16 protein-coding genes are annotated in these 20,553 nt (G+C 68.4%); 6 read left to right on the top strand and 10 right to left on the bottom strand.

Annotated features, from left to right (window positions below; translation table 11 throughout):
- The first annotated feature begins 75 nt into the window (after positions 1-75).
- On the top strand, positions 76-726 hold the full coding sequence (locus tag ACXJJ3_RS40015; RefSeq protein WP_458167237.1) for an excalibur calcium-binding domain-containing protein: 651 nt from the start codon (positions 76-78) through the stop codon (positions 724-726).
- Here the strand turns inward: ACXJJ3_RS40015 and ACXJJ3_RS40010 are convergent.
- The 3 genes from ACXJJ3_RS40010 to ACXJJ3_RS40000 form a co-directional block, all read right to left on the bottom strand.
- Positions 681-1,553 (bottom strand): hypothetical protein, encoded by an 873-nt coding sequence (locus tag ACXJJ3_RS40010; RefSeq protein ID WP_458167236.1) that lies wholly within the window; start codon positions 1,551-1,553, stop codon positions 681-683. The two genes, ACXJJ3_RS40015 and ACXJJ3_RS40010, sit on opposite strands and share 46 nt — an antisense overlap.
- 10 nt (positions 1,554-1,563) lie before the next feature.
- On the bottom strand, positions 1,564-3,018 hold the full coding sequence (locus ACXJJ3_RS40005; protein WP_458167235.1) for a hypothetical protein: 1,455 nt from the start codon (positions 3,016-3,018) through the stop codon (positions 1,564-1,566).
- A gap of 284 nt (positions 3,019-3,302) precedes the next feature.
- Positions 3,303-4,667, bottom strand: a complete 1,365-nt coding sequence (locus ACXJJ3_RS40000; RefSeq protein ID WP_458167233.1) for an NAD-dependent succinate-semialdehyde dehydrogenase — start codon at positions 4,665-4,667, stop codon at positions 3,303-3,305.
- 120 nt (positions 4,668-4,787) lie between these two features.
- Between ACXJJ3_RS40000 and ACXJJ3_RS39995 the strand changes: the two genes are divergently transcribed.
- Together ACXJJ3_RS39995 and ACXJJ3_RS39990 are read left to right on the top strand one after the other, a co-directional pair.
- A complete protein-coding gene (locus tag ACXJJ3_RS39995) occupies positions 4,788-5,828 on the top strand; it encodes a beta family protein (protein WP_458167231.1) in 1,041 nt (346 codons plus the stop codon).
- Positions 5,829-5,957: 129 nt separating this feature from the next.
- Positions 5,958-7,988: a M6 family metalloprotease domain-containing protein gene (locus tag ACXJJ3_RS39990; protein WP_458167230.1), complete on the top strand. Its 2,031-nt coding sequence runs from the start codon at positions 5,958-5,960 to the stop codon at positions 7,986-7,988.
- On the opposite strand, the gene ACXJJ3_RS39985 is transcribed toward ACXJJ3_RS39990, so the two are convergent.
- Entirely contained in the window at positions 7,953-8,588 is a 636-nt protein-coding gene (locus tag ACXJJ3_RS39985) for a histone deacetylase (protein ID WP_458167229.1), read from the bottom strand. The two genes, ACXJJ3_RS39990 and ACXJJ3_RS39985, sit on opposite strands and share 36 nt — an antisense overlap.
- Before the next feature lie 79 nt (positions 8,589-8,667).
- On the opposite strand from ACXJJ3_RS39985, the gene ACXJJ3_RS39980 reads away from it, so the two are divergent.
- A complete protein-coding gene (locus ACXJJ3_RS39980) occupies positions 8,668-10,701 on the top strand; it encodes a phosphocholine-specific phospholipase C (protein WP_458167228.1) in 2,034 nt (677 codons plus the stop codon).
- On the opposite strand, the gene ACXJJ3_RS39975 is transcribed toward ACXJJ3_RS39980, so the two are convergent.
- A complete protein-coding gene (locus tag ACXJJ3_RS39975) occupies positions 10,698-11,309 on the bottom strand; it encodes a LysE family translocator (RefSeq protein WP_458167226.1) in 612 nt (203 codons plus the stop codon). The two genes, ACXJJ3_RS39980 and ACXJJ3_RS39975, sit on opposite strands and share 4 nt — an antisense overlap.
- Positions 11,310-11,435: 126 nt before the next feature.
- Here ACXJJ3_RS39975 and ACXJJ3_RS39970 point away from each other — a divergent pair, with 126 nt between their 5' ends.
- On the top strand, positions 11,436-14,186 hold the full coding sequence (locus ACXJJ3_RS39970) for a BTAD domain-containing putative transcriptional regulator (protein WP_458167225.1): 2,751 nt from the start codon (positions 11,436-11,438) through the stop codon (positions 14,184-14,186).
- A 43-nt stretch (positions 14,187-14,229) separates the two neighbouring features.
- A complete protein-coding gene (locus ACXJJ3_RS39965; protein ID WP_458167224.1) occupies positions 14,230-14,994 on the top strand; it encodes a class I SAM-dependent methyltransferase in 765 nt (254 codons plus the stop codon).
- On the opposite strand, the gene ACXJJ3_RS39960 is transcribed toward ACXJJ3_RS39965, so the two are convergent.
- The 5 genes from ACXJJ3_RS39960 to ACXJJ3_RS39940 are packed head-to-tail and all read right to left on the bottom strand — an operon-like array spanning position 14,987 to position 20,486.
- Positions 14,987-15,871, bottom strand: coding sequence for an ABC transporter ATP-binding protein (locus tag ACXJJ3_RS39960; protein ID WP_458167223.1), 885 nt, complete (start codon positions 15,869-15,871; stop codon positions 14,987-14,989). The two genes, ACXJJ3_RS39965 and ACXJJ3_RS39960, sit on opposite strands and share 8 nt — an antisense overlap.
- Positions 15,868-16,677, bottom strand: coding sequence for an ABC transporter ATP-binding protein (locus ACXJJ3_RS39955; protein WP_458167222.1), 810 nt, complete (start codon positions 16,675-16,677; stop codon positions 15,868-15,870). The genes ACXJJ3_RS39960 and ACXJJ3_RS39955 overlap by 4 nt, the downstream gene beginning before the upstream one ends.
- Positions 16,670-17,545: an ABC transporter permease gene (locus ACXJJ3_RS39950; RefSeq protein ID WP_458167220.1), complete on the bottom strand. Its 876-nt coding sequence runs from the start codon at positions 17,543-17,545 to the stop codon at positions 16,670-16,672. Before ACXJJ3_RS39950 ends, ACXJJ3_RS39955 begins: the two co-directional genes overlap by 8 nt.
- A 5-nt stretch (positions 17,546-17,550) precedes the next feature.
- Entirely contained in the window at positions 17,551-18,645 is a 1,095-nt protein-coding gene (locus ACXJJ3_RS39945; protein ID WP_458167219.1) for an ABC transporter permease, read from the bottom strand.
- Positions 18,642-20,486 (bottom strand): ABC transporter substrate-binding protein, encoded by a 1,845-nt coding sequence (locus tag ACXJJ3_RS39940; protein ID WP_458167218.1) that lies wholly within the window; start codon positions 20,484-20,486, stop codon positions 18,642-18,644. Before ACXJJ3_RS39940 ends, ACXJJ3_RS39945 begins: the two co-directional genes overlap by 4 nt.
- Positions 20,487-20,553 lie beyond the last annotated feature (67 nt).

Genomic DNA, 20,553 nt, shown 5'->3' with positions numbered 1-20,553 from the left:
TAGCTCTCCGGGAGCAAACGTATGAATCTGTTCGACCGCGGCCGGGATCGCTAGGCTCTCGCGGGGAGGATCGAAGTGAGGCAGTTCAACACACCGCCGGAGTGGCCCGCAGCACCGCGACCGGACTGGCAACCGCCACGCCGCTGGCAACCGCCGCAGAACTGGCCGCCACCGCCCAGACGCTGGGCCTTCTGGGTCGACGAGCAGGGCCGCCCGGTCCGCGGACCCATCGGCCGGTACGGCGGACCGCGCCGGACGACCGCGCTCGCGATCGTCGTCGTACCCGTCGTGCTGATGACGCTGGTCCTGGTGAACCCGTTCGGGGACGGGCCGACCGGGACGGCGCCGTTGTACCAGGCGAGCGTGCCGGCGCACCCGACCCCGATCACCCGGACGACGGCACCACCTCCGCGACCGGCGCCGACACCGCTCCCGACACCGACGCGACGTACCGAGCAGCCTGTTCGGCTGGTCGCCAGTACGCCGACTCCATCGCGGGCCACCACCCGCCGGCTAGCAACGCTGTCAACACCGGCACCGACGCCCACACCGTCGCTGACGCCGACCTTCCTGCCGTCGCCGACGCCCACCGAGGTCGTCTACAAGAACTGCGCCGAGGTGCGTGCCGCCGGCAAGGCTCCGCTGCACCGCGGCGACCCCGGCTACTCGGAGCAGCTCGATCACAACGGCGACGGCGTGGCCTGCGGTGACCGCGGGAACTCCTGACGGACGCCCTCGCTCCACAGCTCCTGCGTCTGGATGATCCAGAACGCCGCGAACAGCACGATCAGCGCGGCCTCGATCCCGAGGACCGCGTGCGCCCAGCCGAACAGCTTTGCCCAGGCGACCATCAGCAGCGGCACGACGATCATCGCGACCGCGATCACGGAGTACCGGTCGGCCCGTGATCGCGGGACACCGTGCTTGCGGCGGAGCTGCTGGGCGTTCACCACCACGACCGCGATGATGCACACGAACATCACGATCGCGGCCGCGTAGTGCGCGTGCCCGATGAACCCGGAGCGGTCGACGAGGAACCAGCCGAGCCCGCCCCCGAACACCAGCACCGCGACGCCGAGCCCGAACACGTACGCCGGCGTCCACGCGCCGGGCTCCAGGATCCGGTCCCGGACGATGAAGAACGCGGTCAGCAGCAGGCACGGTACGCCGACCACGAACAGCGCGAGCATGTTGTTCGCGACGTTCGCGCCCGCGTCGCCGAGCACCACCGGCACCGAGTGACAACTCCCGTGCCCGGGCGTCGGGACCAGCGCGACACCGGGCGCGAGAATGCCGGCCACGTTCAGCAGGATGTCCTCGGTCTCGGTGTTGCCCTTCAGCACCACCATGCAGACGCCGATCGTGATCAGCCCGCCGACGAAGATCGCCCGGACCGGCGTGTAGTAGTACGCGCTGATCGAGGTCTGCAGACAGTGCGGGGCGGTCTTCGACCACTCGATCAGCACCGCCGCCGCCAGCATCACGATCATCGCCACCATGGCCATCCGCAGGTAGCGGTAGGTCTTGATCGAGTACCCGGCAGGCTCGCTCATAGTGCAGCTACTATCGCACGACCAACGGCCGGAACGCTGCCTGAACGGTGGCGTTGGTGGCTCGCACGTACTGGTCCTGATCGGGGATCCCGAAACCGTGGAAGGTCGTGTAATAGATCGTCGCCGGGCACGCCGAACCGTCGATCTGGACCGCGGTGCGGGTGATCAGACGTCCCGTCCGCAACTCGTAGACCTGGACCGGCACGCTGATCTTGTGGAACGTCACCGCGATGCGGCCGCCGACGGCGCTCGGCGCTGTGTAGTCGCAGGTACGGACGGCACTCCCCTGGGTGTCCTTCCCCGCGCAGATCACCATCGCGGCGTTGTCGGCCGTCGTGCCCTTCCACTGTGAGGGCAGCTTGCTCGTGTAGTTGGTCCCACCCTCGAACACCGCGCGGTTCACCCCGGACCGCAGCTTCGGGGCGGGGCTGTACTTCGCGGGCGTCGCGCAGTAGCCGCCGGAGCTGACGAGCCCGCGGACGCGCGCGAGCTCGGCCTGGATCTGCGCCTGCAGGATCTCGTAGTCGGCCTTCTTCAGACCGGCGCGGGCACGGTCCGCCTGCTTGGCGTGCGGATACCGCTGCACCAGCAGCGCGTAGGTGCTCCGCGCGCCTGTCCAGTCGGACTTCGCGAGCTTCGCGTCGCCGCAGCCGACCAACGCGTTCGGCTCGATCTTCGGGACGATCTGCTTCGCCTCGTCGAGCAGGTTGCCGGCCTTGGCGCGGCCGCGCAGCCACTCGGTGATCGTGACCGTCTGGCAGGCGTCCTTCAACGGCAGGCCGTGCAGGAACTCGTTCAGCGCGGTGCGGGTGGTCGCCTGCTGGTGGGGCTGCGCGACGACCGCGGCGAGCATCTCGAACCCGATCTGCAGCCGCGCGGTGTCGGCCTCCGGCCGGGCGCTCCGCAGTACGGCGGCGGCCGCGTCGATCTTGTCGCACGCCTTCGTATCGGTCTCGACGCGCACCGTCCGCGGCGCGTCCCCGATCCGGTGCGCGACGTTGTACTTCGCCTGGGCCGCCTGGACTCCGGGACAGTCGCCGGCGTCCCGGGCGGCGACGGCGTCCTTGTCGATCCGGTGCGCGTCGTACCGCGCGAAGGCCACGCCGGCGAACACCGCCAGCGTGACGCCGAGCGCGACCAGCCGCTTGGTGAGGTTCGCCGCGCGGACCGGGTGCCGCTGCGCGAGGAACCAGCCGTGCACGACCTGCAGTACGCCCCAGGCGATCAGGGCGAACTCGTAGCCGGTCTTGCGTTGCGTGCACAGCAGCACGACCAGCAGCGCCGTACCGAGCAGACCGGCCACAGCGAACACCCAGCGGCGGATCAGGAAGTACCCGAGACCGAGCAGCGAAGCGTTGCCCAGGGCAACGGCCAGTGGATCACGGGGGCGCCGGTCGGGCAGTTTCGGAGCGGGTCCCGGGTACGGCGTTCCCTGCGGGGGCGGCGGGTACTGCTGGTAGCTCATCGGCATCGCTCTCGGTCAGATCTGGTAGCCCAATTGTGACCGCCCCGAGGTGCATCCGCAGCCCGAACGACCGCTTCCTGTCACCCGAGCCCAAGCACTCCTCAGGCGACGCAGACCGGTCGCGGCCAGGGGCGGGTTGGGGAGGATTTCCGCCTGGATCGGCAAGAAATACTCCCCACACCGGGTGCGGGTCCGCCGCCCCCGCGGCTCAGCTGTACGACGAGCTCGGCCGGGTCGCGCCGAGCCGGTGAGGTCCATTGACAACGGCCGGAACAGAGGCTGATTCACAGCCGGATCGACTTCTTGTTCATGAATTCCTCGAGGCCGGCCGGGCCGAGTTCGCGGCCGAGGCCGGAGCGTTTGATGCCGCCGAACGGCAGGTCGGCCTGCGAGCCGCCGGCCCGGTTCAGGTACACCATGCCGGCTTCGATGCGGTCGGCGACCCGGCGGTTGCGGGCCGGGTCGGTGCCCCAGACCGAGGCGCCGAGGCCGAACGGCGTGTCGTTCGCGAGGCGGATCGCGTCGTCCTCGTCGTCCGCCTTGAAGACCGTGACGACCGGGCCGAAGATCTCCTCGTAGTACGCGTCCATGGCCGGGGTTACGTCGGTCAGCACCGTGGCCTCGAGGTACGCGCCGGGCGTGATGCGGCGACCGCCCGCGCGCAACGTCGCCCCTTGCTCGACGGCCTTCGTGATCTGGGCGGCGACCTCGTCCGCGGCCGCCGCCGACGCCAGCGGCGGGAGCGTGGTCGCCGGGTCGGACGGGTCGCCGGGGACGTAGTACTCGGCGACGCGTTTGGTCAGCCGGTCGACGTACTCGTCGTACACGTCCGCGAGCACGATCATCCGCTTCGGCGCGTTGCAGGACTGGCCGCAGTTCCGCATCCGCGCGGTCGCCGTGGCGTTCACGGTCTCGTCGAGGTCGTCGGTGTCCAGCACGATCAGCGGATCGGATCCGCCGAGCTCGAGCACGGTCTTCTTCAGATTCCGCCCGGCCTCGGCGGCGACCGCGATCCCGGCCTGCTCGCTCCCGGTCAGCGACACCCCTGCGATCCGCGAATCGGCAAGTATTGCAGGGATCTGCCGACTGGACGCGAACGTGTTCACATACACGTCTTCCGGTACGCCGGCCGCGTGCAGAATCTCCTCGATCGCACGCGCCGACCGCGGGCAGATCGACGCGTGCTTGAGCAGAATCGTGTTCCCCAGCACCAGATTCGGCGCCACGAACCGGGCCACCTGATAGCACGGAAAGTTCCACGGCATGATCCCGAGCAAGGCCCCGATCGGCTCCTTCCGGATCACCGCCGCACCCCCCTTGATGCCGATCTCCTCGTCCGCAAGCAACGCCGGCCCGTTCTCCGCGTAGTACCGAAAGATGTCGACAACGACACCGATCTCCCCACGCCCCTCGTTGACCCGCTTCCCCATCTCCAGCGTCATGATCCCCGCCAGCTCATCCACCCGCTCCGCAAACAACTCCGCAGCCCGAGCCACAACCCCCGCCCGCTCCCCCACACCCCGCGCCCGCCACCCCGCATACGCCCCCTGCACCCGCCCCACCGCGGCCCCCACCTCCGCGTCCGTCCAGTTCTCCACTTCCTCCACCAGCAACCCCCGCACCGGATCGGTGACCGAGTACATCGACATCCCTCCATTCAGAGCAAATTCATACTGCATACAGTAGACGATCCGTGTCGCGCGCGGGAATCAAACCCAACGCTTACCCTCGAAGAACAGGTGATCACACAGGGTGATGGAGGTGGCGGGATGCAATCCCTGGCGGGCTTCCGGACGCTCGTGGCTCTGCGCGCCAAGAGCGGTGAGTTCACCGCGCTCGCGGCTTTGCGTGCCGACAGTGCGGTGCAGCCACTGCTGATGCTCGACCCGGTGCCGGAAGACAAGGTCGACCGCCTGCTCAATGGGGTGGAGAAGGCTGTCCATGGACTGTGGGCACTCGGGCGGATCGCGATGATCGACACCACGAGGCTGACCTCAGACCCGAGCACCGGAACTGTCCTCGAACGCCTGAACCACCGGCTCCAGCCAACCCCGGCGTTGTTCATGGAAGACGAGACTGTGCCGTTCATCCCGGTTGTCCACACCGGTGCCGATCCGGCACTACTCAGCCGGGTAGGCCAACTATCCGGGGAGATTGGTCAAGGCTGCGCGGTACGTGTCGACGTGCGCCGGATCACCCCCGCAGCATTGGAGCGTTTCCTCGAGCGACTGGCGATCGATCCGGTGCGTCTCGACATCGTGCTGGATGCGGGCTACGTCGCCGGGCCCGACCAGCGGCTGGTGGATGTGATGCTCGCGTTGCTCGATGGCCTGCCGATCTGGCGCGAGTACCGATCGATCACGGTCCTCAGCGGATCTGTCCCCAAGGAACTGGAGCAGATTCATCACTGGGAACAGCCTCGGTTCGAAGAAGTCCTCTGGGAGACGGTCAGGGCAGCGACGTCGGACAGTCTCAGGTTCGGAGACTACGGCGCCGTGCATCCGGCACCGGCCGAGCCTTGGCGGAGCAACCACATCAATCTCAAGTACACCTGCCCGGATCATTGGCTCTACCTACGGGAGCGCCTGCGCGAAACGGACGGCGACAACGCTCGTGCCAGCACGCTCCGGCTGGTGTCGAGTGAATTGGTGAGCTCCGGAAGTTTTTCCGGAGCGGGCTACTCCTGGGGCGACGATCGCCTCGCCGAGGCCGCTGACGGCGGCGGCCGCGGGCTCGGCGGCACCAGCGTCCCGGTTGCTTTCGCCACCTCACACCATCTCGCGTATCTGGGTGGATTCGCAGCCGCCTGAGCCGACGGTTCCCGCGTACGCGCCGGGTGGTGTTGTGGCTTCCGGGTAGGCACGGGATGCTCGTGGTTCCGTTTCGTTCCTTCGTCGATCGGATGCCCGCCCGTGTCTGAGCAGCGAAAGTTTCGTGGTGTGTTGCGGTTGGTGGTTGTCGTCGGGTTGCTGGCGACGCCTTCGGTGGCGTTGGCGTCGGGGGGTGGTGGGGCGCCGCCGGATCCGGTGAATGCTTGGCAGTATCCGCAGTGGCCGCAGAAGCAGCCTTGGCAGGAGTCGGGGGTGGATGCGCGGGTCGCGAAGACGGCGGTGGCCGGGTTGCCGGGGCCGATCGATCCGCAGAACTGGGAGAACCCGGACCACATGACGTGGGACGACTACGTCAAGCCGCCGGGGACGAACTGGGCCGATCCTGCCGTGAAGGGGTCGAAGCGGACGTTCAAGGGTGCGCTCGTGTTGCTCGACTACCCGAATCAGGACTTCGTGATCACCAAGCCGAAGGGGTCGACGGCGTTCGGCAACCCGAGTGCGGCGGCGAACGGCGTACCGCGGGATCAGGTGGCGCAGTTCTACAAGAACTTCCTCAACACCCCGGAGCCGCTGAACCACGGGCACACGCTGCACGAGTACTGGATGGAGGACTCCGGCGGCCGGTACGGCGTCGACCTGACCGCGTTCGGGCCGTACCGGATGCCGGGCAAGTCGCACGAGTACGGGATGGAGTTCCAGAGCGCCGCGGACTGCCCGGCCGGGGACAACTGTTCGCGGAACATCCGCACCGACGGGCACGCCGCGTGGGTCGCCGACCAGGGCGCCGAAGTACCGGCGGGGTACGACTTCGTGTTCTACCTGAGCGCCGGGCAGGACGAGTCGTCGACGTGGCAGGAGTTCGGGATGATGAAGTTCCCGACCAAGGAGGACGTCTCCGCCGCGTTCGGCCCGCCGGACCCGAACCAGCGGAAGTGGTCGGACACCCGGTACGTCGACTGGACGTCGTGGGCGGCCGGTGCGTCGATCTGGCCGAACGCCGGCGGCGGGTCGTCGACGCAGGCGGAGAGCTCCGGGATGGCCGTGTTCGCGCACGAGTTCAGCCACATCCTCGGGATCGGCGACAACTACAACAACCCGTACGGCGACCCGCCGCGGCGCGCGTACACCGGCATCTGGGAGATGCTCAGCCGGGGCAGCTTCAACGGCCCGGGCGGACCGCACAGCCGGTGGATGATCCCGGCGACCGGCGGTGCGTCGATGGGCGCTCAACACATGCTGCGCAACAAGATCAAGCTGCAGATGGTCGACGACAAGAACGTGCTGCGGCTGTCCCGCGAGGCGCTCGCCACCTCCGGCGTGGTGATCGCGAACGTCAAGGCGCGCAGCGTGCAGCCGGGGCCGGACGAGCTGTCCGGGATCAACATCCAGCTCGGCGGCGCGGGCGATCTCGACGCGCCGTGCGACGCGACGAAGGACCCGCTCTGCGACGGCCGCGGGTACCAGAACTACACGGTCGAGGTGGTGGACCGGATGGGTACGGACTCGTTCACGCCCGACTCCGGCGTACTGCTGGCGAAGACGAAGGACCAGGACCGGGCGCCGTTCGAGTGGGTGATCGACGCGAACCCGCAGGACATCACCATGACCGACTACGTACTGCCGGACGGTACGAAGGTCCCGATCACGATCGGCGACTACCGGCAACTGTCCGACGCGCTCTTCCACGCCGGGACGAACTCGGGCAGTGAATACGAATACACCGACCCCGCGAACCGTCTGCATTTCTACATCACCAACCTGCACCGCAACGCGAACGGCGAGCTGTCGTACACGGTCGCGATCCGCTCGCTCGACGGCTCCGGCCCGCAGAAGCGCGGCGTCCGCCTGCTCCCGACCGTCGCGCAGAACGGCACCTGCAACTTCCGCCTGACCAACACCGGCAAGGCGGGTACGACGCAGTACACGAAGGGCGACGTCTACCGCCTGACCGCGAGGTCGAGCGGCTGGCAGATCGCGCTCCCGAACGCGCTCGCCACCGCGAACGCGGGCCAGCAGGTCACGGTCCCCGTCTACACGAAGGCAGGCAGCGGCCCGATCTCCAAGATCACCCTGACCGCGACCTCCGAGAGTGACCCGACCAAGTCAGCCACCGCCACCTGCACCGCCGTCAAGCACTGACAGCAACGCGCCGGGCGTCCACCCGAGGTCGACGCCCGGCGCGCCGTGCAAGTAGTCGACGACCCGTTCCACCGGCCACCCGTGCGCCTCGACGAGACCGGTCGCGATCCACTGCAGGTACGACGCACTCGGCGCGACCGGCTCTCCGATCGCGCCGTGGGTGATCGTGTACATCGGCGCGCCGTCCAACTCCCCCAGCCGGACCACGGTCTCGTAGCGCCCGTCGCCGAGCGAGTGCAGGTGGGTGACGGACGGGAGGACCGCGGCGAGTTCGAGCGCGTACTCGCCGCCCGGTTCGCGCCACATCTCCTGGGCGGCCACGTCGGCCAACTGGTCGGCCGTGAGCAGGTACGCCCGCGCCGCGACCTCGCCGGGCAGCAACGGGTGGTAGAACGCGGACCCGCCGCCCCACACCTTCGACGCGCCGGCGAAGACCAGCCGCCCGGGGAGCAGGACGCCTGACGAGCGCACCGGCGGGGCCGGATTGCGGCAGCCGGGATACACCCGGGCGCCACCTCGTGGTCGACCGCCGGACAAGTAGCAGGTGAATCGTGCGAAGGCGAGGTTGGAGCCGTAGGCGACGTACCAGACCTGATCCATGACGCCCGAACCTTTCGTGGGTCGAAGCGACCAGACTAGGGTGCCCAGAGGCTCCATCCGCCCCGACAAGGAGACCCACATGGCAGACATCAACCGTCGGAGGTTCCTGCAGCTGGCCGGTGCGTCGGCAGGGTTCGCCGCGATGGCGAACAGCATCGAGCAGGCCGCCGCGATCCCCGCGCACCGCCGGTTCGGCACCGTCCAGGACGTCGAGCACATCGTCGTCCTGATGCAGGAGAACCGGTCGTTCGACCACTACTTCGGCACGCTGAACGGCGTTCGCGGGTACGGCGATCCGCGGCCGGTGACGATGCCCAGCGGCAAGCCGACGTTCTACCAGCGCAACGCCCTCGGGCAGGAGATCCTGCCGTTCCGGCCGCAGGCGGACAACCTCGGGCTGCAGTTCATCCAGGACCTCGCGCACAGCTGGCCGGACGCGCATCAGGCGCACAACAACGGCCGGTACGACCAGTGGATCCCGGCGAAGACCTCCACCACGATGGCGTACCTGACCCGCGAGGACATCCCGTTCCACTACGCGCTCGCGGACAAGTTCACGCTCTGCGACGCGTACCACTGCTCGTTCATGGGTTCGACCGACCCGAACCGGTACTACATGTGGACCGGCTACACCGGCAACGACGGGACGGGCGGCGGCCCGGTGCTCGGGAACGACGAGGCCGGCTACGGGTGGACGACGTACCCCGAGCGGCTCGAGAAGGCGGGCGTGTCGTGGAAGATCTACCAGGACGTCGGCGACGGCCTGGACGGCGACCACGGGTGGGGCTGGATCGACGACGCGTACCGCGGGAACTACGGCGACAACTCGTTGCTCTACTTCAACAACTACCGCAACGCGCAGCCTGGGAACCCCTTGTACGACAAGGCCCGCACCGGTACGAACGCGAAGGCCGGCGAGAACCTGTTCGCGCAGCTCGCCGCCGACGTGAAGGCTGACCGGCTGCCGAAGATCTCCTGGATCGCCGCGCCCGAGGCGTTCACCGAGCACCCGAACTGGCCGGCGAACTACGGCGCCTGGTACATCTCCCAGGTCCTCGACGCGCTGACCGCGAACCCGGCGGTGTGGAGCAAGACCGCGCTGTTCATCACGTACGACGAGAACGACGGCTTCTTCGACCACGTCGTCCCGCCGTACCCGCCGATGGACGCGAACCAGGGCCTGTCGACGATCGACCCGGCCGCCGACCTGTACACCGGCGCGAAGGCCGCGCACGGGCCGTACGGTCTCGGCCAGCGGGTGCCGATGCTCGTGGTGTCGCCGTGGAGCACCGGCGGTTACACATGCTCGGAGGTGTTCGACCACACGTCGATCATCCGCTTCATGGAGACCCGGTTCGGCGTCCACGAGCCGAACATCGCGCCGTGGCGGCGGGCGATCTGCGGCGACCTGACGTCCGCGTTCGACTTCGGTACGTCGGCCACCCGGCCGGCGAAGCTCCCGGACACCAGCGCGTACCAGCCGCCGGACAACAAGCGGCACCCGGACTACGTCCCGAAGCCGCCCGCGGTCGGCAAGCTCCCGGCGCAGGAGCGCGGCCGGCGCCTGACCCGGCCGTTGCCCTACGCACCGGTCGTCGACGGAGCCGTTGCCGACAGCAAGTACAAGCTGACCTTCAGCTCAGGCCCGCACGCGGGCGCGCAGTTCTTGATCACGTCCGCGAACCGCACCGACGGCCCGTGGACGTACACCACCGAGGCCGGCAAGTCGATCGCCGACAGCTGGAACCCGATCTACTCCGGCGGCGTCACCGACCTCACCGTCCACGGCCCGAACGGCTTCCTCCGCACCTTCCAGGGCAAACCCGCCACCGCCCTGGAGATCACCGCCCGCGAGAACCCCCGCACCGGCAACGTCGACCTCACGCTGACGTCCGGCACGGCCCGCCGCGTCACCGTCACCAACTCCTATGGCGGCTCCCCCAAGACCCTCGACCTCCTCAAGGGCACGACCAGGCACACGATCCCCACCACAACCCACTGGTACGACGTCTCGATCACCACCCCCGACGACCCGACCTACCTCCGCCGCTTCGCCGGCCACGTCGAAACCGGCACCCCAGGCATCAGCGACCCGGCGATCAAGACCGTCTAGGTCAGGACAGCAAGGCCTGCGAGTCCCAGGTAGACGCCTCCGGTTGTTTGCTGGAGGCGTCTGTGGGCTCGGGGTGAGCGGAGGCGGGTGGAGAAGGTGCCGGCGACGACGGCGTACGTCGCGTCGCAGGCGGCGGCCAGGAGGACGAAGCAGGTGCCGAGGAGCAGGACCTGGGCGGGGCCTTCGGTGGGGCGGACGAACTGGGGCAGGAAGGCGAGGAAGAACAGGATCGTCTTCGGGTTCAGCAGGTCGACGAGGATGCCGTCGCGGATCATCCGGAGCCGGCCGGCGGGGAGGGCGCGGTGTTTCGGGGCGTCGGTCTTCGGTGGGCGGAGTTCGCGCAGGCCCATCGCGAGCAGGTACGCGGCGCCGGCGTAGCGGATCAGGCGGAAGACGTCCGGCGAGGACGCCAGTACCGCGCCCAGACCGGCGGCGGCGCAGGCGACGTGGACGAGGGCGCCGAGTTCCAGGCCGAGGACGGACGCGAGGCCCGCGGTTCGGCCGTGCCGCAGGCTGCAGGTGACGACGTACGCGACCGACGGCCCCGGGATGACGAGCACCACCAGAGCCGCCAGGCAGAAGGCCAGGACTGTGGTCCCGCTTGGCATGATCCCCCCGATCCGGGCGTGCGCCCGTTGTCCGCTCGACCGTACGGACTGCCGCTGTCAGTTCGCTGTCAGTCCGGACGACCCGATGGATCGGTAAAGTGGATGGCTATATCTCTCGGGGGTGAGATGGGACATCTCGACATTCGGCTGCTCGGCCCGTTCGAGATCCGTCGGGGCGGGCGGGTGCTGCACGTTCCGGGGCGCAAGGTGCGGGCGCTGCTGGCGGTGCTCGCGCTGCGCTGCGGGCGGACCGTGTCGTTCGCCGCGCTGGGCGAGGCGCTGTGGCCGGACGATCCGCCGCAACGCCTGCGGGGCAGTCTGCAGACGTACGTCGGGCGGCTGCGCCGGGTGCTCGGCGACGACGCGATCACGACCGAGCCGACGGGGTACCGGTTGGACGTTCCGGCGGAGAGCGTCGACGTACTGCGGTTCCACGGGCTGCTCGACGCGGGCGAATCGCGGCGGGCGGTGGCGTTGTGGCGCGGGGAGCCGTTCGGGAGCGGGCTGTCGTCCTGGTTCGACCGGCACGAGACGCCTGCGTTGGTCGAGCGCTATCTCACCGCGTGCGAGCAGATCCCGGAGATCCCTGTATTACAACGGCTTACGGCACAGCACCCGCTCCGGGAGACGCTGTGGCTGACGCTGCTCACCGCGCTTCGTGACGCGGGCCGTCAGGCGGAAGCGCTCGCCCAGTACGAGTCTCTCCGCCGGCATCTCGCGGAGCAGCTCGGCACCGACCCCTCCCCCGCACTCCAGTCGCTCCACCAGGCGCTGCTCTCCACCCGCCCGCCGACGTCAACCCGGACGAACCAGCCACTGACGCGGTTCTTCGGGCGGCGTACGGAGATCGAGCGGGTCGGACGGCTGCTGGCAGACGCTCGGTTGGTCACGGTGGCGGGGCCGCCCGGGGCGGGGAAGACGCGGTTGGTGCGGGAGTTCGTCGCGCGGCACGACTCGCCGGTGGTGCTGGTCGAGCTCGCGGCGGCGCAGGGCGTCGCCGAGGCGTTGGCGGACGAGCGGCTCGATCGGGACCTGCTGCTCGTGCTCGACAACTGCGAACATGTCGCCGGCGAGGTCTCGGCGTACGTCGCGCAACTCCTGAAGGACTGCCCGCAACTGCGGGTCCTCGCGACCAGCCGGGTCCCACTCAGGGCGACGGGCGAGCAGGTGTACCGCTTGCCGCCGCTCGCGCACCGGACCGCCGTCGAGCTGTTCGCCGATCGCGCCCGGCAGGTCAACGCCGACTTCGTTTTCGACGGCACGGTCCACCAGATCTGCCGTCAGCTCGACGGCCTGCCGCTCGCGATCGAGCTCGCCGCCGCGTGGAGCCGGGTCCTGTCCGCGCGCCAGGTCCTCGACCGGCTGATCCCGCTGCTCCACGAACCGCACGGCCGCCAGACCACGATGCGCGCCGCGCTCGACTCCAGCTACCGCCTGCTGCAACCGTCGCAGCAGCTACTCCTCGGTCGCCTCGCGGTGTTCGCCGGCGGCTTCGACCTCGACGCGCTGGAGGCGGTCGCCGGGGTCGACGACGTACTCGCCGCGCTCACCGCCCTGGTGGACCACTCGCTCGTCCTCACCGAGCCGCTCCCGGACGGCCGGATGCGGTTCCGCCTCCTCGAACCGGTCCGCCAGTACGCCGGCACCGTGTTCGACGACGACGCCGCGGTCCGCGAGCGCCACGCCCGCCACTACCTCACCGTCGTACTCCGCGACGACATCCGGCTCCGTGGACCGGACCGCGCCGCCGCGGTCGTCGACCTGCAACGCGAGGAGGCGAACGTCCTCGCTGCCCTGGCCTGGGCCCGCACGCAACCGACGGACCTGGCCCTGCGGCTGTCCACCGCGCTCGGCTACTACTCCGAGCATCGCGGCCAGGTCAACGAGGCCCGGCACCGCATCGAGCAGGTCCTCCACCACGCCCCCACCGAGCCGAAGGTGCTCGCCGCCGCTGAAGCCCGACTCGGCCGCCTCGCCTGGCGGCAACGCGACTACGCCGCCGCCCGCGACGCCTACCACCGCAGCCTCAAGCTCCGTCGGGAGATCGGCGACGAGGGCGGTACGGCGCGCAGTCTCCGGGATCTCGCGCTGGTCACCGCGTCCAGCGGGAACACGCAGCGCGCCGCCGAGCTGTGCGAGCAGAGCATCGCGATGTTCACGCAGGCAGGCGACGAACGCGGCCGCGGCTGGGCCCTCACCGTGCTGGGCCTCACCCTCTTCGAGAACGACCGCTGGGCGGAGGGCGAAGCGCACTATCGCACGGCGCTCGACATCAGCCAGGCGGGCGGCGGTGCCGCAATGAACGTGACCGCACGCCTCGGCATTGCGTTCTCCGCCGCCGTCGCCGGTGACGTCGACGCGCATCGGCAGCAGCTGGCCGCGGTCGCCGACCAGATCAGCGCCGCGGACGGCCTGATCGAGGACCCGGAGTGGCTGTGGGCGAGCATGAGCCTCGCCGCCAACGAGGGCCGTACCCGCGCTGCGCTCCGCCTCGCCGGTGCCGCGACGGCCCTCAGCCGACAGGGCGGCCGGATGTCCGGCACCATGACGACGTTCTGCGACGCCACCGTCGAACGCCTGCGGCGCCAGACCGGCGTACGGCGGGCCGCCCGGCTGATGGCCGATGGCCGCGAACTCGCCCAGTCCGACCTGATCGCCGAGGCGCTCGCACCGCCGACCGTGGACGACCGCCCGCTCAGCCGCCGCGAACTCGAGGTCGCGACCCTCGCCGGCGAAGGCCTCGGCAACGACGAGATCGCCCGCCGGCTGCGGATCTCGCGCCGGACAGTCGAGACGCACCTCGACCACGTCCGGCAGAAACTCGCCCTGACCAGCCGGTACGAGGTCGTCACCTGGGCGCTCACCCGATCCGGATGATCCCGGATGTACCCGGCACACCGACCGCGAGACGCTGCCGGGTATGAACTACCTCTTCGGCACCACCAGCGAACTGGCCCGCGAGCAACTGGACTACCTCGGGAGCATGCTGGACACCCCCACCCAGTGGTGTCTCGCACGCGTCGGCCTGTCCCCCACCGCGCGCTGCCTGGACGTCGGGGCCGGCTCCGGCCGGATCGCGAACTGGCTGGCCGCCCGGACCGGCGAGGTCGTTGCCCTGGACATCGACACCGCCGGTTTTCAGGACCCTGCACCGAACGTCGAAGTCCGGCAGCAGGACGTCCGCGAAGGCGTCGACGGCCCGTACGACGTGATCCACGCCCGGCTGGTGCTGATGCACCTTCCCGAACGCGACGAGGTGTTCGCCGACCTGGTGCACGCGCTCGCGCCCGGTGGCCGGATCGTCATCGGCGACTTCACCACCCGCCGCCTGCATCCGATCAGTACGCCGAGCCCCGAGGACGAGGCGCTCTGGGCGCGGATGCAGTACCTCTCGCACGAGGTCGGCAGCCCCGCGCGCGGCATCAGCTTCGCCTGGGCGGGCGGTACGGCGGCCCGGATGCGGGCGGCCGGGCTCCGTGACGTCCACACGATGGAGTACTCCGAGACCACGGCCGGCGGCACCGACGGTTGCCTGCTGCACCGGAACCTCAACCGTCAGGCCGAGCCGCTGCTGTTGTCCGTCGGCGCCACCCCGGACGAGATCGCCCGCTATCGCGAGCTGATGACCGATCCGTCGTTCAGCGCGTGGTTCTACCAGTTCCTGTGTACGTCGGGGACTAGATGATCGGCGCCTCCGGTGCGGTGGCGTCGGCGGGTGTGTCGTCGAGATGATCCAGTTCGTCGACGGCGATCCGGCTGGTCCAGCGCTGGTCCGGGTCCGGCTGCGGGATCGAGTCGAGCAGCAGCTTCGTGTACGCGTGCGACGGCTCGTGCATCACCGTCGACACCGGGCCGCTCTCGACGATCTTGCCCTTGGTGATGACCATCACCTCGCCGCCGAGGTAGTACACCGTGGACAGGTCGTGGGTGATGAACAGCGTCGTCATGCCGTGGTCGCGCTGGAAGTCCAGCAGGATGTCCAGGAAGTGCTTGCGGACCTGGGCGTCCAGCATCGACACCGGTTCGTCGGCGATGATGAACGACGGCTTGAGCATGTGTACGCGGGCCAGCATGATGCGCTGCCGCTGGCCGCCGGACAGCTGGTGCGGGTACCGGCCGAGGACGTTCTCGGGCTCCAGCCGGACCGCGCGCAGCGACTCCTCGATCAGCTCCAGTCCCTTGGCCTGGGTGTCGGCCAGCTTGAACTTCTTCACGGCCTTCCAGAGCACGCGGTCGACCCGGTAGAACGGGTTGAAGATCGCGTACGGGTCCTGGAAGACGGGCTGCACGTCGCGCCGGTACTCGTCGTACTCGGCCCTGGACAGCTTGAAGATGTCCTTGCCGCCGTAGAGCACCTGCCCGGCGGTGGGCTTCTGCAGGCCGAGCACGTTCCGGGCGATCGTGCTCTTCCCGCTGCCGCTCTGCCCGACCAGGCTGACGATCTGCGGCGGCGACGCGGCCAGCGTGAAGCTGACGTCGTCGACCGCGGTCAGGTAACCACCGGGCACGTCACGGGCGTGGAATCGTTGCTCGACGCCCCGAAGTTCCAGTTCCGACTTCATGACGCCCTCCTTCCGACCTGCGGGATCGAGTCGATCAGCCGGCGGGTGTACGGATCCTGCGGGTCCTTGAACACCTGCCGTACGTCGCCGACCTCGACCAGCTGCCCTTCGTACATCACCGCCACCCGGTCGGCCAGCTGCGCGTGGACGCCCATGTCGTGCGAGATCACCATCAGCGTGACGCCGAAGTCGGTGCGCAGATCCGCCAGCGACTGCAGGATCACCCGCTGGATCGTCACGTCCAGCGCGGTGGTCGGCTCGTCCGCGATCACCAGGTCCGGTTCGAGCGCGACCGCGATCGCCATCAGCACCCGCTGCTTCATCCCGCCGGACAGCTCGTGCGGGTACATCCGGCCGACGCGGGCCTCCAGACCGACCTGTTCGAGCAGCCGCGGGATCATCTCGCCGAGCGAGTCCTTGCGGTTCGGCGCGTGTTCCAGGATCACGTCCTTGAACTGGTCCTGGACCCGCATCACCGGGTTCAGTGAGCTCATCGAGCCTTGCGGGAGGTACGAGAGCGCGCTCCAGCGCAGTACGCGCAACTGCTCGCCGTGCACCTTCAGCAGGTCCACCGGCGAGCGGCCGGCGGGGTTGAACATGACCGAGCCGCCGGTCACCTTGCCCGGTGCCTTCAGCAACCGCAGCAGTGCGACCGCGAGCGTGCTCTTCCCGCTGCCCGACTCCCCGGCGATGCCGAGGATCTCGCCGCGGTGCACGTCCAGGTCGATCCCGCGGACCGCCTTCACGTCGCCCCGGTTCGTCGAATAGACGACTTCCAGCCCTTTAACCTCGAGTACGTTATTCACCGGCCACTCCCCTCAGCCGCGGGTTGTAGACCTCTTCGAGGCCGATGTTCACCATGTTCAGCGCCGCGAACAGCAGTGTCAGCAACGCGATCGGGACCACGAACATCGGCCACGCACCGAGCGTCAGCGCGCCGGTGCCGATCGCGTTGAAGATGATCTGGCCGAGGTCGATGACCCCGCCCGGCCCGAGGCCGATGATCTCCAGGCCGACCAGGCCGAAGATCGCGCCGAGCGCCGACGACGCAAACCCGACGCCGATGAACGGCAGCAGGTTCGGCAGCAGTTCGGTGACGATGATCTCGACGTCGCGCGCCTTGCTGACCCGCGCCAGGTCGACGTACGGCCGCGTTCTCAGCGACAGCACCTGCGACCGGATCGTCTTGGCCGCGAACGGCCAGGAGAAGATCGAGATCATCACGCCGACCTGGAACAGACTGACGTTCTTCGCGTACGCCGACAGCGCGATCAGCAGCGGGAATGTGGGGATGACCAACAGGATGCCGGTGAACGTGGAGAGCACGTTGTCGATCCAGCCGCCCTTGTACCCGGCGACGAACGCCACGATCACACCCGCGACGGTCGAGATCACGCCGGCGATCGCGCCGATCTGCAGCGACACCGCGAGCGCCTTCACCACCATCGCGAACACGTCCCGCCCGAACTGGTCGGTGCCGAACAGGTGCTTCGGTCCCGGCACCAGCCACTTGTCGTACGCCGCCAGCTCGACCGGGTCCTGTCCGCCGCCGATCGCCTTCACGATCAACGGGCTGAACAGCGCGATCAGCACGAGCACCGCCAAGATGATCAGACCGGTCGCGAGCCGCCGGCTGTTGCGGATCGTTCGCAGTACCGCAGTCAGGATTCTCATCGTCATCACTTCCAGTACTTGACCCGCGGGTCAAGCAGCGGGAGCAGGAGGTCGAGGAGCAGGACGGCGGTCAGCACCGAGAAGATCGCGATGTCGGTGACCCCGAGGATCGTGTTGAAGTCGAGCTGCTGGATCGCGGTCACCAGCGTGGTTCCGAGACCCGGGTAGTTGAACAGCTGCTCGACCAGCACGTTCCCGTTGAAGATGAAGCCCAGCGAGATGCCGAACGCGGTGATCTGCGGCAGGTAGCAGTTCCGCAGCGCGTACCGGGTCAGGATCCGGCGGCCCTTGAGTCCCTTGGCCTCGGCGTACACCAGGTAGTCCTCGCCGAGAATGGGGATCATCAGCATCCGGGTGGACAGGATCCAGCTGAACGTCCCGATGATCACGATCGACAACCCCGGCAACAGCCCGTACTTCAGCACACTGCCGATGAACGCGAAGCTGATCCCTGGATTGATGTTGGAGTCGTACGCCGATCTCGCAGGCAACAGTCCCATCGAGTACGCGAAGACGTACACCAGGATCAGCGCGACGAAGAAGTACGGCACGTGCGAGAGCGCGATCGACAGGTTGGTGGCGATCGCGGAGCCGAGCTTGCCGCGCCGCCAGCCGGCGATCGCGCCGATGACCATGCCGAGCACCCAGGCCAGCACCGCGGAGATGCCGAGCAGACCGATGGTCCAGGGCAGCGAGCGCAGGATCACGGTCTGCGCGGGCGTCGGGTAGTTGATCAGCGACGGCCCGAGGTCGCCGTGCAGGACCAGCTTCTCCATGTACTTGAAGTACTGGGTCAGCAGGTTCCCGTCGAGGCCGAACTCGTGCCGGTACCGGGCGATCAGCTCGGCACTGGCCTGCGCGTTGTAGACGTAGTTCTGCTGCAGCGTCTGGATCAGCGTCTGGACGGGGTCTCCGGGCATCATCCGGAAGAAGAAGAACGCGATCGTCAGCGCGCCCCACAGCTCGACCAGGTACAGCCCGAACCTCCGGATGGCGTACGCCGCCAGCGGATGCCGCGACAGCCAGGCCCGCACCCCGGACTGGGGTGCGGTGTCTCGGCTCTTGTCGACAGCTACGACCGGCGGCGCCTCCGCCGTCACGCCGGTCCCTTCTGCCCGGTGGCGCTGATCTTGCCGAGCACGAAGATGAAGTGCGGCCACCAGTTCAGCGGCACCTCGTACAGGTTGTCGTCGGTCGGCCAGTCCTTCCAGAACGCCGTGTTGAAGTACGACGGGTAGCCGGTCTGGATCGAGGCGAGCAACGGCAGCTGCTGGAAGTAGATCTCCATCGCCTTGTCGAGCAGCGGCTTGGCCTCGGGCGAGTCCGGGTTCATCACACCGAGCTGCTCGATGAGCTTGTCGAACTCCGGGTTGCGGAACCGCATCTTGTTCTTGCCCGCCGAGTTCTTCCCGATCGGCTGGTACTTGTCGCTGGTCCAGTCGGTGTACAGCTGCACCGGGTCGATCGCGAAGCCGGCCCAGTTCGAGTCGATGTCGTACTGGCCGCGCTGGAACTTGTCGTCGTGGACGCTGCCGGCCAGGCTGCGCAGGGTGGCCGGTACGCCGACCTTCCCGAGCTGGGTCTTCAGCAGGTTCGCGATCGCGTACTCCGGGCCGTCGACCGGCGAGACCGTGATGATCTCGAGGTTGATCTCCTTGCCCTTGTACGCCCGGTTGCCGGCTGCGTTCTTCGGCGCGATCTCGTCCAGCAGCTGGGTCGCCTTGTCCGGGCTGAAGTCGAACTTGTACTTGTTCGCGAGGTCGTCGTTCTTCCACTTGTCGTTGGTCGGGTAGTCCGCCCACGGGTACTGCGCGGGCGGCACCTTCACCGGCCAGATCGAGTTGCCGATCTTCTCCCGGTCGATGCAGTAGTTGATCGCCCAGCGCATCTTCGGCTCCGCCATCACGCCGCGCGCCGGGTCGCAGTTCAGCCAGAAAACCCGTGGGTTCGGGTCGTGGAACTGGGTCGTCACCAGGTTCGGGTAGCCGTTGTTGCGCAGCAGCTTGGCGTGCGGCTCGTCCACCGAGCCGACGTCGAACTCGGCCCGCTCGAACGCCAGCGACGCCTGGTCGAGCTGCTTCGACGTGCTCTGGAACACGACGTACTGCGGCTTGACGTCGAGCTTGTCCTTGTTCCAGTAGTTCGGGTCCTTCTCCCAGACGAACATCTTCTGGTTCCGGATCGCGGTCTTCAGCTTGTACGGGCCGCTGCGGACCGGCGGGTTGTCCTTGTACTTCGTCGGGTCCTGCGACTTCCAGATGTGCTCCGGCATGATGTTGTTCGGAGCACCGGAGATCGCGGCGATGAAGTTGTAGTGGAAGCGCGGCGCAGGCTTCAGGAACGTGACCACCGCGGTGTGCGGGTCGGGCACGGCGACCGACTTGACGAACTCCTTGAGGTCACCGCCGCCGCCGAACAGGTCGGGGCGGTCCTTCAGCAGCATCACGGTGAACTTGAAGTCGTTCGCGCCCAGCGGCTGGCCGTCGTTCCAGTGCGCCTTCGGGTCGAACTTCAGGGTCAGCTCGGTGAAGGCGTCGTTGTACTTGTACTCCGTCGCCAGCCACGGCGTCAGCTTGCCGGTGGCGAAGCTGAGGAAGAACAGTGGCTCGGTGCTCAGCTCGACGCCGGCGCCCGACGGTGAACCGTTCGGGATCATGCCGTTGAAGCTGTCGAAGACGGTGTACTCGACCTGGCCGACGATCACCGTCTGGTCCCGTGGGACCGGGATGTTCGCCTTGCCGATCTGGATGGACTTGCCGGCGCTGGGCTTGTTGTTGGCGTTGGCCGGTTTGTCGGAGTACGAGCCGCCGCCGCCGGAACAGGCGGCCAGGAAGGCGGTCATCGCGGCCGCGCCTCCGGCGCCGATCATGTTGCGGCGGGACAGCTGGTAGCGGACGACATCTTCGACGTCTTCGAACTGCGGGCGCGGCGCGTCATTCATGATGAATGTCACCTCCGTTTACGTTGCGTGGACTGGCGGATGACCGACCGAGAGGTGCCACGGACTA

It is taken from the genome of Kribbella sp. WER1 (genome assembly GCF_054189145.1).
Note: the sequence above shows the minus strand (reverse complement) of the source record. Positions and strands in the feature narration are given on the sequence as shown.